Source organism: Zhihengliuella sp., assembly GCF_031178195.1.
Lineage (GTDB): Bacteria > Actinomycetota > Actinomycetes > Actinomycetales > Micrococcaceae > Zhihengliuella.
In genome coordinates this window covers 134,458-148,857 of record NZ_JAPSJL010000001.1, presented here as the reverse complement: position 1 = coordinate 148,857, position 14,400 = coordinate 134,458, and the positions used below count along the sequence as shown (strand labels likewise).

Below are 14,400 nucleotides of genomic sequence, written 5' to 3'. Positions count from 1 at the left end.
GCGGAGGCTCGCGCGTTCCGCGTCAGCGGCGGTGGGCGGCGATGCCCTGGGTGAAGGCTGCGGCGCGGGCCGAGATCTGGTCCCACTCGGCGTCCTGGACCAGCTGCGGCGGCACCACGGAGGTGCCGCAGCAGACGGCCAGCGCGCCGGCGTCGAGGAACTCGTTCGCGTTCGCGTCGTTGATGCCGCCGGAGGGCAGCAGCTTCACGCCCGGGTACGGCCCCTGGAGGTCCTTCAGGTACTGCGGGCCGTGGGCCCGGGCGGGGAAGATCTTGACGATGTCCGAGCCCAGGTCCAGTGCCTGCGCGACCTCCGTGGGGGTCAGCGCCCCGAGCGAGAACGGCACGCCCGCCTCCCGGGCCACCGTGGCGACCTCGGGGCGCAGGCCCGGGGTGACGAGGAACTGGGCGCCGGCGTCGATCGCCTCGCGCGCCTGGTCGGCGGTCATGACCGTTCCGACCCCGACCACGGCCCCGTGGTCGCTCGCCGTGTCCGCGATGCGGCGGATGTGCCGGGCGACGTCCGGGGTGGTGAAGGTGAGCTCGACGGACCTGATGCCGCCCTCGGCCAGCGCCGCGGCCAGCCCGGCGGCGTCCGCGATGCTGTCGGCACGGACCACCGCGAGCGCGCGGTCCTCCCGCAGGCGGGTCTCGAGTAGTTCAGTCATTGGCCTTGGTGCCTTTCTCGGTTCTGCGCAGGGCCCGGCCGGCACGGGCGCCGGTGGCCTCCTGCCGGTGCCACGCGAGGGCACCGTTGACGTAGACGCTCTCGATCCCGCGCGCGGGCTGCTTGGGATCGGGGAAGGTGGCGGCGGCGTCGACCGTCTCGGGATCGAACAGCACGACGTCGGCCGCGTGGCCCTCGGCGATCACGCCGCGGCGGTCCAGCTTGAGCCGGGCGGCGGGTCGCCCGGTGAGGTGGTGGACCATCTCCTCCAGCGACAGCAGCCCCAGCTCGCGGCAGTACTGCCCGAGGTAGCGGGGGAAGGTGCCCCAGGCACGCGGGTGCGGCTTGGCCCCATGGAGGAGCCCGTCGCTGCCGCCGGTGTGCACGCGGTGCTGCATGATGGCGCGGACGTTCTCCTCGTGCCCCACGTGCTGCAGGATGCCCGTGGCCAGCCGGTCGCGGGTGAGGATGCTGCAGAACGTCTCGAACGGGTCCTCGTCGGCGGCCGCCGCGATGTCCGCGACGGTGCGGCCGATGCAGTCCGTGAGCTCAGGGTTCTGGACGGAGGAGATCTCCAGCGTGGACCAGTCGGCGGTGACGCCGTGGCAGCCGTCGGAGCCCTCGACCTCCAGGGCGCGGCGGATCCGCTCGCGCGAGGCGGGATCGGCCAGCCGTGCCAGGGTGTCGTCGACCGACCCGGCCGAGGACCAGCTCGGCAGCACGGCGGAGAGCGTGGTGGCGCCGGGCAGGTAGGGGTACGTGTCCAGGGTGATGTCGACGCCGTCGGCCAGGGCCGCGTCGATCATCTCCAGCAGCTCCGGCGCGCGGCCCCGGTTCTCCTCGAAGTTCATCGTCGCGTGCGCGAGGTGCAGGGCGCAGCCGGAGGCCCGGCTGAGCTCGATCATCTCGCGGTACGCCTCCAGGGCGCCCTTGCCGTAGGAGCGGTGGTGCGGTGAGAAGAACCCGCCGTGCGCGGCGACCTCGGCGCACAGCGCGCCGAGCTCCGCCGTCGTCGCATACATGCCCGGCGTGTAGGTGAGTCCGCTGGACATGCCGACAGCCCCCTCCTCCATGGCGGCGGCGACGATTCGGCGCATGGCGGCGATTTCGTCGTCGTCGGCCGGGCGCTCGCCGAAGCCGAGGACCGCGGCGCGCACCGTCCCCTGCGGGACGAGGTAGACGGCGTTCGTGGCGATCCGCTGCCCGTCGGCGTCCGGTGCGTCCAGCCGGTCCAGGTACTCGCCGACCGAGCGCCACGAGAAGTCGAAGTCCTCCGGGTTTCCGTTCCAGCCGGCGATCTTCTCCCGGAGCACGGGCAGTGTCGCGTCCGTGACGGGGGCGTAGGAGAGCCCGTCCTGGCCCAGGACCTCGGTGGTGACGCCCTGGGAGAGCTTCGCCGCATGCTCCGGATGGGTGAGCAGGTACAGGTCCGAGTGCGCGTGCATGTCGATGAACCCGGGGCTGAGCACCAGACCCTCGGCGTCGACGCACTCCTCGCCCGGCAAGGCCTTGAGCGTCCCGGGCGCGCCGACCTCGGCGATGACGCCGTCGGCGAGCCGGACGTCCGCCGGGTAGCGGTCCGCGCCGGTGCCGTCCACCACCGTGGCCCGCGTGATGAGTATCGATGCAGCTGTCATGCGGCCGGCCTCCTAGAAGAACGTGCGGACGGTCGAGACCACCTGGGCGGACTCGGGGGAGCGGACGTCGTCGAGGACCGGGATCAGCTGCCACTTGTCCAGGGCGGTGCACGGGTGGGACAGGCCCAGGCGCACCACGTCGCCCGGGGCGACCGCCAGCTGCGGATCGAAGGCGAGGAAGCAGTGCTGATCGTTTACGGCGGTGATGCTCGCGCCCTCCAGCGCGGTCATCGGCGCGCCGAGGGCTGGGCCGATCAGCTGGGGGACCGGCAGGCCCTCGTCCACGGGCAGGTCGCGCTTGCCGGCGTCGAGGATGGCCAGGCCGGGCTCGGGCTGGGAGACCACGCGCGCCCAGGCGTGCATCGCCGAACGGAACGCGCCGGGATCGTCGGGGTCCCTCCGGCTCAGCGGGGAGATGCCGCGGTAGAAGCCGTCGTCGTGGACGATGTACGCGCCGCTGCGCAGGAGCACGCGGACCTCGGGGCGGCCGGCGTCCGCGTCGCGCGAGGGCGGGGCGAGGACGTCGGCGACGTCGTCGAAGTACGCGCTGCCGCCGGCGGTGAGCAGGACCTGGTCCGTGCCGTACAGGTCCTCGGCCTCGAACCGGGCGTGCAGGCCGCCGATGCGCTCCAGGTAGCCGCGGACGGCGGCGATCGCGTCGGCGTCGCTGCTGTGGGCGAGGCTGCCCTCGTACCCACCCGTACCCGTGAGGCGCAGCTGCGGCTCGGCCGCCACGGCGCGTGCGACGGCGAGCGCCTCCTCGTCCGTGCGGGCTCCGGTCCGGCCGCCGGGCGCCCCGAGCTCGACGATGACGTCGAGGGAGGCCTCCGGGAGCTCCGCCAGCACGCCGGCCAGCAGCGCGACCGTGCGCTCCGAGTCGACCCAGGAGACGATCCGGGTGCCCGCCAGGCCGGCGCGGGCGGCGTCGGTGACGGCCTGCGGGTCGGTCAGGGAGTTCGCGACCATGATCCGCCGGACGCCGAACTGCAGCGCCACCCGGACCTGCTGCGCGTTCGCGAGGGTGATGCCCCACGCGCCGGCGGCGAGCTGCTCCGCCCAGAGCGTCGGCGACATGGTGGTCTTCCCGTGCGGCGCGTAGAGGACTCCGCGCTCCGAGCACCACCGCTCGAACCGGCGGATATTGCCGGACAGCGCCGCCCGGTCGAGGGTCAGCAGCGGTGTCTGGAGGTCGCCGAGCGACGGGCGGGCGGCGGCGAACTCGGCCGCGGTGGAACCGTGGAAGCGGCTCGGGACGGCCTGATGGCGCCAGTCGAGTACCTCGTCCTTGAGGCCCGCGAGGCGTGCGGCGTCGATGCCGGCGACCGCGTCAGTCGATCCGTTCACGTGAAAACTCCTAGATTGCAAATATTGCAACGGCTATTGCAAGAATGATGAGATCATGTTTAGCATTGCTGGCAGAGGCCGTCAATGGCTTCGGTGATTCACCGCACAGTCGGCCACCCGCTCAGGGGTGGCCGCCGTGCCGGCGGTACGAGGGGAAGAGGAACTCATGGCGGAAGCGGTCTGCCTCGGCGAGACGATGGCGATGCTGACCCCGTCCGCGGGCGAGCCCCTCGGCCGGACGCGTGAGCTCCAGGTCTCCGTCGGCGGGGCCGAGTCCAACGTGGCCCTGGGCCTCGCCGCGCTCGGCGTGCCCACCGCCTGGGTGAGCCGCCTCGGCGACGATGCCTTCGGCGAGCGGATCCGCAAGGCCCTGGCCGACGGCGGCGTCGACGTGTCCCACGTGGAGCTCGACCCGGCCCGGCGTACGGGGCTGTACCTGAAGGACCCCGCGGCCGAAGACACCGCGAAGATGGTCTACTACCGCGCCGGCTCCGCTGCGAGCGCGATGAGCCCGGGCTTCCTGGACCGCGCCGGGATCCGCGAGGCGCTGGGCGAGGCCCGGCTGATCCATCTCAGCGGCATCACCCCCGCACTCTCGGACGACTGCCACGCCATGGTCGAGTCGCTGCTCGCCGACCGGCCCGGCGACGGGCTCGTCTCCTTCGACGTCAACTGGCGCCCTGCCCTGTGGGAGGACCACGGCGATGCCGCCGGGCTCGCCGCGCTGGCGAACCGCGCCGACATCGTCCTCGTGGGCCGCGACGAGGCCGAGACCGCCTTCGGTGTCCGCACCGAGGAGGAGCTGCGCGCCCTCCTGCCGGACCCCGCGGTCCTGGTGGTCAAGAACGACTCGACGAGCGCCGTCGCACTGGCCGCCGACGGCACGCGAACCGAGGTCCCCGCGCTGCGGGTCGACGTCGTCGAGTCCGTCGGTGCCGGCGACGCCTTCGCCTCCGGCTACCTGGCCGAGGTTCTCCGTGGTGCCGACCAGCGCTCCGCGCTGCGCCACGGCCACGTCTCCGCCGCCTGCACCCTCACCGTCCGCACGGACCGCGGACCGCTGCCACCGGCCGGGGTCCTCGAGCGCGTCCTCGCGGCACCGGACGAGCACTGGAGCGCCATCCGGGTGAGCGCCGCTGGCTTCGAGCTGCCGGGCCCCGGGGCGGGCGAGGGATCCGAGGCGACCGGGCCCGTCGCGGGGGCCGTGGGCCCGGATCCGGCGTGCGAAAGTGGACCGCATGAGTGAAACCCTGAAGCGGGCGCTCGGACTGCTCGAGCAGATCTCCCGGCAGCCGGCCACCCTGGACGAGATCGCCGCCGGCGCCGAGGCCCACAAGACCACCGTCATGCGCCAGCTGCACACGCTGGAGGAATGCCGCTTCGCGGTGCGGGACAGCCGCGGCCGCTACCGGCTCGGCTCCAAGGTCTTCGAGCTCTCGGCGCTGGCGATGGAGCAGCGCGGGATCGTGTCGGTGGCACGCCCCCACCTGGAGGAGCTGAACCGTGCCACCGGGCAGACCGTGCACCTGGCGGCGTTCGAGGGGCCCGACGTCGTCTACGTCGACAAGCTCGAGTCCCATCACGCCGTCCGCATGTACTCCCGCGTCGGTCTCACCGCGGCGCTGCACGCCACCGCGGTCGGCAAGGTGCTCGTCGCCGACCTGCCCCGGGAGCGGCAGGAGCACATCGCCGCTTCCCTGAACTACCACCGCTACACGGAGAACACCGTCTCCAGCCCGGAGGAGTACCTCGCGGCCCTCGCCGAGGTGGCCGAGCGGGGCTACGCCCTCGACGAGCGCGAGCACGAGGAGTTCGTCCACTGCGTCGCGGCGCCCATCCGGGACGCATCCGGCCGGGTCGTCGCTGCCGCATCCACCTCCGTGCCCGTGGTCCTCCTCGACTTCGAGGGGCTCCTGGGCCTGGTGCCCTCCCTGCTGTCCACCACCGAAGCCATCTCCGCCGATCTCGGCTGGAACCCCCAAGAAAGGAACCCGGCATGACCAAGGAAATCATCCGCACCCAGAATGCTCCGGCACCCGCGCACACGTTCTCGCAGGGCATCAAGAAGGGCCCGATCCTCCAGGTCTCGGGCCAGGGCCCCATGGACCCGGAGACCGAGAAGTACATCGGCGAGGGCGACGTCCGTGTCCAGACCCGGCGCACCCTGGAGAACGTCAAGGCCATCCTCGAGGCCGGCGGCTCCTCCGTGGAGGACGTCGTCATGTTCCGCGTCTACCTCACCAAGCGCGAGGACTTCCCCGCGATGAACGAGGTCTACGGCGAGTTCATCCGCGAGAACGTCCCCAGCGGCCAGCTCCCGTGCCGCACCACGGTCTTCGTGGATCTGCCGCACGAGGTCATGCTCGTCGAGATCGACGCCCAGGCCGTCACCGCCTGAGGCCGCCCGGTCTGCTGCGGGCCCGCCGGTGCCTGCCGCCGGCAGGCACCGGCGGCGGGCAGGAGCCCTGCCCCCACGACGACGGTGCTCGCCCCCGCGGGGTGAGCACCGTCGTCGTTCCCCGTCTGCGCCCCGGAGACCGTCCCCGCGCAGGAGCCGTCCGCGCCGGTAGTATCGACGCCATCCCGAAGCGCAGCCGCCGCGCCACCGGCGCGGCCCACTATCCACAGAGGACCCCGATGAATCTCGCCCACCACGCCGACTCCGCCGATCTGCCCGTGAAGGAGATCCTGAGCTGGGACCTGTTCGGCACCGCCTCGCGCGAGCTCGCCCAGCAGATCGCCGACAGCGACTACCGCCCGGAGATCGTCATCGCCGTCGCCCGCGGCGGGCTCCTCCCGGCCGGCTCGCTCTCCTACGCGCTGGGCCTGAAGCTCGCCGACGCCATCAACGTCGAGTTCTACACCGACGTGCACGAGACCCTGCCGGACCCGGTCCTGCTCGCCCCGCTGCTGGACGAGGACGCCATCCGCGGGAAGCGGCTCCTGGTGGTCGACGACGTCGCCGACTCCGGCCGCACGCTGGCCCTGGTGCTGGATCTGCTGCGCGGCCAGGGCGCCGAGGCGCGCAGTGCCGTGCTCTACGCGAAGTCGGCGTCCGTGGTGGACCCGGACTTCGTCTGGCGCCGCACCGACGAGTGGATCGTCTTCCCGTGGTCGGCGGAGCCGCCAGTTACCCCCGCCGGCGCCTGACCGTCCCGCTACTTCACCGGCGTGACGGCGAGGGCCTTCTGGCCCGGGCACTTGGTGCTCACGACGGTCTCGATCGCGTCATGCTCGGCCTGCGTCACCCAGAGGCCGTACTTCGCCTTCACGGCGGTCTGCCGCGTGACGTAGTCGCAGCGGATCACCTTGTTCGGCGGCAGCCAGGTGGCGGCGTCGGAATCGCCTTTGGACCCGTTGGCGGGGCCGTCCACGGCCAATAGGTTCAACGGGTCGTTGGCGAACAGGGTGCGGTGGCGCTCGGTCATCTGCTGCGCCCCCTTCTGCCAGGCGTCGGACAGGGCCACCACGTGATCGATCTGCACGGCGTTGCTGGTGCCGACCCCGCGCTGGAAGTCGATGGTGGTCCCCGTGTAGGGATCGTCGAGAATGCCGGACATCACCGTGTAGTCCCGGCAGCCGCTGATGCTGCCGAGGACGATGTTGCGCAGGTCCCGGCGGAGGATGTCGTTGCGGGTGTCGCAGGCGTTGTTGTCCACGTCCGCCCAGGTGGGCCCGAACTCCGCGCGCGTGTATCCGGTCTTCGGGGCGCGCCCCTTGACCGGGATCGCCTCGAGCTGCTGCAGGACGGTCTGGCTGCTCTTCGGCAGGTCCGCGTTGAACTGCCACTTCGGGGTGCAGGAGACGAGCCGGCCGGTGTCGTCGGAGAGCACGCCTGGGCCGCCCACCAGCGTCAGTTGCGTGACCGGCGAGGCGTAGAGGTCCGCGGAGATGGCGTCGGCCACGCACTGCGGCCGCGCCAGGTACAGCGGGGACCTCTGCGCGCCCGCGATCGCCGCGCCGGCCAGCGCGTCCGGGTAGTCGAAGCCGGTGGCGAGGTAGGCGCGGGTGGAGGCCTGCACCAGGTCCGCGTTGAGCCTGCGGTTGGTCTCGAACCGGTCCGGCCCGTAGACGCGGCGGGGTCCGAACTCGCCCAGCTCGCTGACGATCGGGTGGCTCACGACCGCCGGGCCGCCGGCCACCACGGTGCTCGCGGCGCCGAGGTCGCGCAGGGTCTGCGCGGTCGCCGCGGGCACGCTCGACGCGGTGCCCTTGACCAGCAGGACGGGCGCGTTCCGCGAGGCCGCGACGGCCGACGCCGAGAGCGCGTCAGCGTAGTTCAGTCCCGTGGCGATGTACGCCTGGTCGGCGGCATCGAAGGCGCCGCGTACGACGGCGTTGGCGGTCTCGTAGCGGTTCGCCCCGCCGCGCCGCTCGACCTGCGGGCCGAGCTCCTCGACGGATCGGACGACGTCCGCCCCGATCGCGCCGGTCCCGCCGACCACCACGACCCGCGCGGGGTTCAGGCGGTCGATCTCCGTCGCGACGGCGGCATTCAGGCTGGAAGGTCGAGTGAGCAGGAGCGGGCCCTGCTCGTGAGCGGCGGCGGGGGCCGCGACGAGGGCATCGGCGTAGTCCAGGCCGGTGGCCAGATAGACGGTGTCGGCTTCGCCCGGGTACGCGGATCTGGAGGCGGCGACGGCCGTCGCGTAGCGGTCGGCGCCGGCGAGGCGGTCGGCCGTGATCGTCTCGGCAGCGTGTGCCGCGGGCGCCGTCGGGCCCGCGGCATCGACGCCCAGCAGGGCGCCGACGGCCAGGATTGATGCGGACAGGATTGATGCGGATTTCTTCCCCCAGCGAAGCATGAGTCCACAGTATCGGCGAGACCCCTTGACGCTGCGGCAGCCGATCCCTGCCGTTGTGAAGCGTGTCCGCGTAGGGTGCTGGCATGATGCGCGAGACGTTGGCCCAGACGTTCCTCTCCGCGGGAGAGGACTACGAGCGGTTCCGGCCGGGCTTCCCGCGTGAGGCGGCGGAGGAGATCCTCCCGGAGCAGGTCGCCAGCGTGCTCGATCTGGGAGCCGGCACCGGCAAGTTCACGGGACTGCTGCTCGACCGCGCCGATGCCGTGCTCGCCGTCGACCCGTCGTCCGCCATGCTCGAGCAGTTGCGACGCCGCTATCCCGATGTGGAGGCGTTAGTGGGCACGGCCGAATCGATTCCGGTGCCTGCCGAGAGTCAGGGCGCGGTGACGGTGGCGCAGGCCTTCCACTGGTTTGACGAGGCGGCCGCCTGCCGGGAGATCTCACGCGTACTCACGGATGGGGGAATGCTCGGCCTGATCTGGAACGGGCCCGACCCGACCTGCCTGTGGGATCTGGCAGCCCACGAGATCGCCCATCCGGGCACCACTGCCCAAGTCGGACGCGCTGAGACGGCGTTCCGGCCCCAGGACCTGCCCGGTTTCGAAACCGTCCGCGGGATTAGAATCCCTTGGACCGAGCAGATCTCACGCGCCGACTATCTGCGGCGCTGGCAGACCGTCAGCACCTTCCTGGCCGCCGAATCGGCCGACAGGGGAGGCGATGACGGAACGCATCGAGGGCATTCTCGACGGTGACCCGGAGACGAGCGGCCGTCAGGTGCTGGACCTGCGGCAGCTCACTGAAGTGCACGTCTACCGTAAGGAGGCGTGAAGGGCTGCCATGGAACTGGGAGTCGAGCTCGCAGATTCAACTGTTGGATGGGGACTTCCGCGAAGTGCTCGAGCTGGCGGCATCCCTCCTCGCCATCACCACCAGCGCCCAAAGGTGGACGCAAAAGCCTCCCGCACTCGGGGGCGGCACAAAGCGCAGCCTCTTGCCCTCCTTGAATCTATGTAGAAATCTGTGTAGATTTGAGCCATGGAGACCATGAGCATCACGGAGGCTTCTCGGGCTGGCATCTCGAATCTTGTCAACGCCGCCGAATCGGGACGCGAGATCGCGTTGTCCAAGCATGGGCGGGTAGTCGCAGAAGTCATTTCCGCACGTGAGATCGAAGGGCTTCGACGGGACAGGGAGTCGCTCCGAGACGCTGCGTTGCTGATGACGAGAATCGCGACCGACTCTGGCGTACGGACCGATCTCGACAGTGCCATGGCGGCCTTCGGGATAGACCGCGGGGAGCTCGAGGTCGAACTCGACGCCGAGCGCTTCGAGCACTGACGCCCTGCAGTGAATTCCAACGAGCGGAAGTGTCGCGTTCGGCTGACCGAGGATGCTGTCCAGGACCTCCATCGTCTGCAGAGAAAAGATCCGGAGATTGTCCGGAAGGTCTTCAAGAAGATGCTTCTCCTAGAGCGCTCGCCACAGGCTGGCGAGCCGCTGCTGGGCAACTTACTCGGGTTTCGCAAGCTCGTTGTCGGTGATCGGGACTGGAGGATCGTCTGGCGTGAGACCCGCGACGAAAATCATGATCCGGTCCTTGAGATCGCCGAGGTCTGGGCGGCCGGGGTGCGCGCCGACAGGGAGATCTACGATGAGATGGCGCAGCGCGTGGAAGCGCTCGGCCGGTCTGGCAGCCCACTAGCCAAACCCCTCGCAGAGGTAGTCGAAGCGCTGGGGCCGCTCTATCGCGAGATTCACGCGCAAGCCGAGCCCAGCCCCCACACGAACCTTCCTGAATGGATCGTCGAGGGACTGAAACAGACGCGGCACATGACGGCTGAAGAGATCGAAGGTCTCGGCCTCGAGGAGGCGCAGCAACTGCTCGTTGAGGTCTGGAGCCGGCCAAACGAAGGCGGCGAGTAGCACCTCGTCCGAGGCGGCAGAGCGCTCACCCCTCCACCGTGAACTGGATGCGGTGCCAGCCGCTCGCCCCGTTGGGCACAGGGTCCGCCCGGTCGCTCGTCTGCAGCACGCCGTCGCCGTCCGTCGCCCGCACCGACACCTCGTGCCGGCCCGGCGACGCGTCGTCCCAGGCGAAGGACCACTGCCGCCAGGTGTCCTCGTTCGCGGCCGCCGCGAGCTCGGCCGGCACCCAGTCGCCGTCGTCGATCTTGACCTCGACGGCGGAGATGCCGCGCTGCTGCGCCCACGCCGTGCCGCCGATCGTCACCTGGCCCGCCGGGACGTTCGCGAAGGACCGCGGCACGTCCACCCGCGAGGCCAACTTGATCGGCCCCTCGGCGCTCCAGCCGCGATCGGTCCAGTAGGCGGTGTCGTCGGCGAAGCGGGTGACCTTCAGCTCCTCCAGCCACTTGGTGGCGGAGACGTACCCATAGAGGCCCGGCACCACCATGCGCACAGGGAACCCGTGGATCTCCGGCAGCGGTTCGCCGTTCATACCGATCGCGAGCAGGGAGTTCCGCTCGTCCGTCAGCGCGGAGAGCGGCGTGCCCGCCGTGAACCCGTCGACGCTGCGGGAGAGCACCATGTCCGCCGAGGGGTCGACGCCGGCCCGCTCCAGCAGCCGTCGCACCGGCACCCCCAACCACCGGGCATTGCCGGCCAGGTCCCCGCCGACCGGGTTGGAGACGCAGGTCAGCGTCACGTCCGCCTCCACCAGGTCCTCGGCGAGCAGCTCATCGAAGCTCATCTCGATCTCGCGCTCCACCAGCCCGGTGATCCGCAGCCGCCAGTCGGCCGGGTTCACGCGGGGGACGGCCAGCGCCGTGTCGATCCGGTAGAACTCCCCGTTGGGGGTGGTGAACGGCGGCATGCCCTCCACCGGTGCCTGCACACCGGACGGAAGCGGCGGGGCCTTCCGCGCCGCGGCCGGGAGCTTGAGCGCCTCGCGGGCGGCGTCCACGCCGTGGCGGATCCCCGCGACGGCGCGGCCGGCGACGATGAGGCCCACGCCCGCCACGGCGCTGAGCCCCACGGCCCGGAGGAACCGGCGCCGGTCGGGACCGCCCGCCGTCGTACCGGAGGGGGCTGGTGCGCCCTCGGCCGCATCGGCGAGCCGGGCCAGCCAGGCGAGGACCGCGAGCCCGGCGGCCGTACCGGCGAGCGTCGGGATCACGTCGACGGGTGTGGTGCCCGAACGGCTCACCACCACGGCGCCGACCACCACGCCGAGGATCACGACGGCGGTCAGGGCCGCGCCGCGGCGGCGCCGGGCGAGCAGCCCGATCCCGGCGGCGAGGACGGCGACCGCGAGGGCCATCGTGGCGAACAGGGCGAGCTTGTCATACAGCCCGAACAGGGCGATGGCCGCGTCCTTCACCCACGGCGGGATGACGTCGATGAAGGCTCCGCCGATCGCGACCAGCGGTGCGGACGCCGCCGAGAAGAAGGCGGAGACGGCCTCGGCGACCCCCAGCAGGACCAGGGCCGCGCCCAGTCCGGCGACGATGTAACGGATGGCTCGTGTGCGGTGTGCCATGATCTGACCTCTACTTCAGGAGTGGGTCGGCACCGAACTGGCTAGAGTTCGCTGAGCACAATCGGGTCGGTGGTCGGTTGCTCGGAACCGGTCGCGGGCTCGACGGTGATGCCGAAGTGGGTGACGCCCTCCATGGACCTCTGGAGGATCTTGGGTTCGCTGCCGGCCGCCTGCTCCGGGGTCAGCAGACCCGCGGGCTCGGCGCCGTCGGCGGAGATGAGCCAGAGCTCGTAGGCGCGGTCGGCGGGCAGCTCGGGCAGGCCGGACGACTTCAGGAGCATCGCGCCCTCGGAGGCCGAGTACGTCAGGTGGACCGCGCCGCCGCTCTCCGAGGGGACGGTTGCCGTGGTCGCGTCGGCGGAGGCGAGGATCCCGTCCACCACCTGCCGGTAGCGGGCGGAGTCCGCCAACTGCTCCTGGGTGGAGTCGAGCTCGTTCTGCTGGACCATCACGACGCCGGTCAGGACGCCCGTGGCGACCAGCAGCACCGCCGCGGCGGCCGCGAGCAGCCGCTGGGAGCGCTGCTTGCGTCGGTACGCCGCCAGCGGGACCACGTTGGTCCCGAGGTCGGCCTCGCCGCCGACGGCCTCGGCTGCGGCATCGGCCGGGGCCGTGCCGCCCGCGGGGTCGGACCCGCGGACGCTGGAGCGCGAGTCCGCGCCGTCGTCGTCCTGGTTCCCGGACGTGGACTCCGCAGAGTTCGTGTCCGGTGCCGCCGCCTCCTGATGGGGCAGGGGAGGCAACTGGCGGGTCTGCTTGATGGCGGACATGATGTCCGCCTTGGCGCGGGCCGGGGGAGTCGCGGGTCCGGCGGCCGCTCCCAGATGGGCCGCGGTCTCCCGGAGGGTGCGCGCCTCCTCGGCGGCCTCCGGATTCTCCGCGAGGTACTGCTCCACCTCGGCGCGTTCGGCGTCGTCGAGGGCGTCGAGCGCCCAGAGCCCGGTCATCGAATGCTTGTGGTCACTCATCACGCCACCCCCAGCCTGTCTCTCAGAACGATCATCCCATCGCGTATCCGCGTCTTCACAGTCCCCAGCGGGACGTGCAGCAGGGCCGCGACCTCCTGGTGGGAGTAGCCCCCGTAGTAGGCCAACCGGATCGCGTCCCGCTGGACCTCGGTGAGCGTCTCCAGGACCTTCAGGACCCGTTCGACGTCGGCCCGCAGGACCGCCGTCTCCTGGACGTCGTCCGTGGACTCCTGGAAGTCCTTGATGCCCTGCACCAGGTCCCGCCGATAACTCGAGGACGTGGCGCGGACCTTGTCCACCGCGCGGCGGTGGGCCAGCGTGAACATCCACGAGCGGGCGCTGCCGCGAGCGGGGTCGAACCGGGTGGCCTGCTGCCAGACCTCCACGAAGACCTCCTGGAGGACTTCCTCGCTGAGGTCCGGATCGCGGACCACGCGCCGGATGAGGCCGAAGACCATGCCGGACGCCTCGTCGTAGAGGGCCTCGAAGGCGGCCTCGTCGCCGAGGGCGACGCGGGCGAGCATCGCGTCGAGGGGTGCGGGGTCGGCTTTGGACCGAGCGCTGCCGGGCAGGTTCACGATCCACATGCTTCCATAGTCCGGTTCCACTTCACCCGCCTCCTCTCGAAAACTTTCCCGTGGCCCTCGCGGGGCCGTCCGTCCCCGGTGCTGCCGGGTGGCTGCGGTGCCGGTGGCGTCGGGCCCCGGGGCCGCAGATCACTGCCTGAGGACTCCGGGGCCCGACGGTTTCATGCCGGCTACCGGGCCGCCTGCTGCGCCGTCTACTTCTCCTCGGCGGCGGGCATCAGCACCTGGTCCACCAGGTACACGGTGGCGTTGGCCGTCTGGACGCCGCCGCAGAGGACGTTGGCACCGTTGACGGTCAGCTCGTCGCCCTCGCCGGCGACCTCGACGGTGCCGCCCTGGACGGTTTCCTGCTCGCCGACGATCTCGTCCGGCGCGATCTGGCCCGGCACCACGTGGTAGGTCAGGACGCTGGTGAGCATGTCGGCGTCGGAGACCACCGCGTTGAGGTCGGCCTCGGGGATCGCGGCGAAGGCCTCGTCGACCGGGGCGAAGACGGTGAACTCGTCGCTGTTGAGCGTGTCCACCAGGTTCACGTCCGGGTTCAGCTCGCCGGAGACCGCCTTGGTCAGCGTGGTCAGCAGCGGGTTGTTGGACGCCGCGACGGCGACGGGATCCTGGGCCATGCCCTGGACCGAGCCGGCGCCATCCGGGACCTGCTCGGCGTAGGAGGCGCAGGCGGGACCGACCAGGTTGGCGGCCGGGTCCATGGTGTCCGCGGACTCGCTGGCCGGGGCCGAGGGGCTGGAGGAGGCGCTGGCCGGCGCCGAGGAACTCGGCTCCATGGTCTCCTCCGAGCCGCCGCCGGAGCAGGCAGCCAGGGCGAGCGTGGCGGTGGCGAGGACGCCGAGGACGGGAAGCAGCTTGGTGGTTTTCATGACGATCTCCTTGATG

Annotated in this window: 15 protein-coding genes; 7 read left to right on the top strand and 8 right to left on the bottom strand. The window is 71.4% G+C overall.

The features are described from left to right. Positions 1-22 precede the first annotated feature (22 nt). Genes RIN46_RS00630 through RIN46_RS00620 form a run of 3 tightly spaced genes read right to left on the bottom strand, consistent with a single transcriptional unit; the run spans position 23 to position 3,647 of the window. A complete protein-coding gene (locus tag RIN46_RS00630; protein WP_309080719.1) occupies positions 23-667 on the bottom strand; it encodes a bifunctional 4-hydroxy-2-oxoglutarate aldolase/2-dehydro-3-deoxy-phosphogluconate aldolase in 645 nt (214 codons plus the stop codon). Continuing rightward, positions 660-2,303: a D-aminoacylase gene (locus RIN46_RS00625; RefSeq protein ID WP_309080720.1), complete on the bottom strand. Its 1,644-nt coding sequence runs from the start codon at positions 2,301-2,303 to the stop codon at positions 660-662. The genes RIN46_RS00630 and RIN46_RS00625 overlap by 8 nt, the downstream gene beginning before the upstream one ends. 12 nt (positions 2,304-2,315) lie before the next feature. Next, a complete protein-coding gene (locus tag RIN46_RS00620) occupies positions 2,316-3,647 on the bottom strand; it encodes an alanine racemase (protein WP_309080721.1) in 1,332 nt (443 codons plus the stop codon). A gap of 166 nt (positions 3,648-3,813) precedes the next feature. Here RIN46_RS00620 and RIN46_RS00615 point away from each other — a divergent pair, with 166 nt between their 5' ends. The 4 genes from RIN46_RS00615 to RIN46_RS00600 all read left to right on the top strand — a co-directional run bounded on the left by RIN46_RS00615 (position 3,814) and on the right by RIN46_RS00600 (position 6,797). Then, positions 3,814-4,893 carry a sugar kinase gene (locus tag RIN46_RS00615; protein ID WP_309080722.1) on the top strand — a complete coding sequence of 360 codons (1,080 nt, stop codon included), beginning with the start codon at positions 3,814-3,816 and terminating at the stop codon, positions 4,891-4,893. Further along, positions 4,886-5,647: an IclR family transcriptional regulator gene (locus tag RIN46_RS00610; RefSeq protein WP_309080723.1), complete on the top strand. Its 762-nt coding sequence runs from the start codon at positions 4,886-4,888 to the stop codon at positions 5,645-5,647. Before RIN46_RS00615 ends, RIN46_RS00610 begins: the two co-directional genes overlap by 8 nt. After that, entirely contained in the window at positions 5,644-6,045 is a 402-nt protein-coding gene (locus RIN46_RS00605) for a RidA family protein (RefSeq protein WP_309080724.1), read from the top strand. The genes RIN46_RS00610 and RIN46_RS00605 overlap by 4 nt, the downstream gene beginning before the upstream one ends. A gap of 239 nt (positions 6,046-6,284) precedes the next feature. Continuing rightward, positions 6,285-6,797 carry a phosphoribosyltransferase gene (locus RIN46_RS00600; protein WP_309080725.1) on the top strand — a complete coding sequence of 171 codons (513 nt, stop codon included), beginning with the start codon at positions 6,285-6,287 and terminating at the stop codon, positions 6,795-6,797. An 8-nt stretch (positions 6,798-6,805) separates the two neighbouring features. On the opposite strand, the gene RIN46_RS00595 is transcribed toward RIN46_RS00600, so the two are convergent. After that, positions 6,806-8,452, bottom strand: a complete 1,647-nt coding sequence (locus RIN46_RS00595) for a cell wall-binding repeat-containing protein (protein ID WP_309080726.1) — start codon at positions 8,450-8,452, stop codon at positions 6,806-6,808. Between the two features lie 83 nt (positions 8,453-8,535). Between RIN46_RS00595 and RIN46_RS00590 the strand changes: the two genes are divergently transcribed. The 3 genes from RIN46_RS00590 (at position 8,536) to RIN46_RS00580 (ending at position 10,378) form a co-directional block, all read left to right on the top strand. Continuing rightward, complete coding sequence (locus RIN46_RS00590) at positions 8,536-9,207, top strand: class I SAM-dependent methyltransferase (protein ID WP_309080727.1); 672 nt, start codon at positions 8,536-8,538, stop codon at positions 9,205-9,207. A gap of 283 nt (positions 9,208-9,490) precedes the next feature. Continuing rightward, complete coding sequence (locus tag RIN46_RS00585) at positions 9,491-9,793, top strand: type II toxin-antitoxin system prevent-host-death family antitoxin (protein ID WP_309080728.1); 303 nt, start codon at positions 9,491-9,493, stop codon at positions 9,791-9,793. A gap of 9 nt (positions 9,794-9,802) precedes the next feature. Further along, positions 9,803-10,378 carry a type II toxin-antitoxin system RelE/ParE family toxin gene (locus RIN46_RS00580; RefSeq protein WP_309080729.1) on the top strand — a complete coding sequence of 192 codons (576 nt, stop codon included), beginning with the start codon at positions 9,803-9,805 and terminating at the stop codon, positions 10,376-10,378. 25 nt (positions 10,379-10,403) lie between these two features. On the opposite strand, the gene RIN46_RS00575 is transcribed toward RIN46_RS00580, so the two are convergent. The 4 genes from RIN46_RS00575 to RIN46_RS00560 all read right to left on the bottom strand — a co-directional run bounded on the left by RIN46_RS00575 (position 10,404) and on the right by RIN46_RS00560 (position 14,384). After that, positions 10,404-11,954: a molybdopterin-dependent oxidoreductase gene (locus RIN46_RS00575; RefSeq protein ID WP_309080730.1), complete on the bottom strand. Its 1,551-nt coding sequence runs from the start codon at positions 11,952-11,954 to the stop codon at positions 10,404-10,406. Positions 11,955-11,995: 41 nt separating this feature from the next. Next, positions 11,996-12,922: an anti-sigma factor gene (locus tag RIN46_RS00570; RefSeq protein WP_309080731.1), complete on the bottom strand. Its 927-nt coding sequence runs from the start codon at positions 12,920-12,922 to the stop codon at positions 11,996-11,998. After that, the gene (sigK, locus tag RIN46_RS00565) at positions 12,922-13,509 is read right to left on the bottom strand and encodes an ECF RNA polymerase sigma factor SigK (RefSeq protein WP_309080732.1); all 588 of its coding nucleotides are present in this window, start codon (positions 13,507-13,509) and stop codon (positions 12,922-12,924) included. Before sigK ends, RIN46_RS00570 begins: the two co-directional genes overlap by 1 nt. A 194-nt stretch (positions 13,510-13,703) precedes the next feature. Further along, on the bottom strand, positions 13,704-14,384 hold the full coding sequence (locus tag RIN46_RS00560) for a fasciclin domain-containing protein (protein ID WP_309080733.1): 681 nt from the start codon (positions 14,382-14,384) through the stop codon (positions 13,704-13,706). Positions 14,385-14,400: the final 16 nt, after the last annotated feature.

Excerpts from the sequence above, each read along its gene's own strand:
- RIN46_RS00615 (WP_309080722.1), top strand. The coding sequence starts at position 3,814 with ATGGCGGAAGCGGTCTGCCTCGGCGAGACGATGGCGATGCTGACCCCG.
- RIN46_RS00605 (WP_309080724.1), top strand. The coding sequence starts at position 5,644 with ATGACCAAGGAAATCATCCGCACCCAGAATGCTCCGGCACCCGCGCAC.
- RIN46_RS00570 (WP_309080731.1), bottom strand. The coding sequence starts at position 12,922 with ATGAGTGACCACAAGCATTCGATGACCGGGCTCTGGGCGCTCGACGCC.
- RIN46_RS00585 (WP_309080728.1), top strand. The coding sequence starts at position 9,491 with ATGGAGACCATGAGCATCACGGAGGCTTCTCGGGCTGGCATCTCGAAT.
- RIN46_RS00630 (WP_309080719.1), bottom strand. The coding sequence starts at position 667 with ATGACTGAACTACTCGAGACCCGCCTGCGGGAGGACCGCGCGCTCGCG.
- RIN46_RS00600 (WP_309080725.1), top strand. The coding sequence starts at position 6,285 with ATGAATCTCGCCCACCACGCCGACTCCGCCGATCTGCCCGTGAAGGAG.
- RIN46_RS00560 (WP_309080733.1), bottom strand. The coding sequence starts at position 14,384 with ATGAAAACCACCAAGCTGCTTCCCGTCCTCGGCGTCCTCGCCACCGCC.
- RIN46_RS00595 (WP_309080726.1), bottom strand. The coding sequence starts at position 8,452 with ATGCTTCGCTGGGGGAAGAAATCCGCATCAATCCTGTCCGCATCAATC.
- RIN46_RS00590 (WP_309080727.1), top strand. The coding sequence starts at position 8,536 with ATGATGCGCGAGACGTTGGCCCAGACGTTCCTCTCCGCGGGAGAGGAC.
- RIN46_RS00610 (WP_309080723.1), top strand. The coding sequence starts at position 4,886 with ATGAGTGAAACCCTGAAGCGGGCGCTCGGACTGCTCGAGCAGATCTCC.
- sigK (WP_309080732.1), bottom strand. The coding sequence starts at position 13,509 with ATGTGGATCGTGAACCTGCCCGGCAGCGCTCGGTCCAAAGCCGACCCC.
- RIN46_RS00625 (WP_309080720.1), bottom strand. The coding sequence starts at position 2,303 with ATGACAGCTGCATCGATACTCATCACGCGGGCCACGGTGGTGGACGGC.
- RIN46_RS00575 (WP_309080730.1), bottom strand. The coding sequence starts at position 11,954 with ATGGCACACCGCACACGAGCCATCCGTTACATCGTCGCCGGACTGGGC.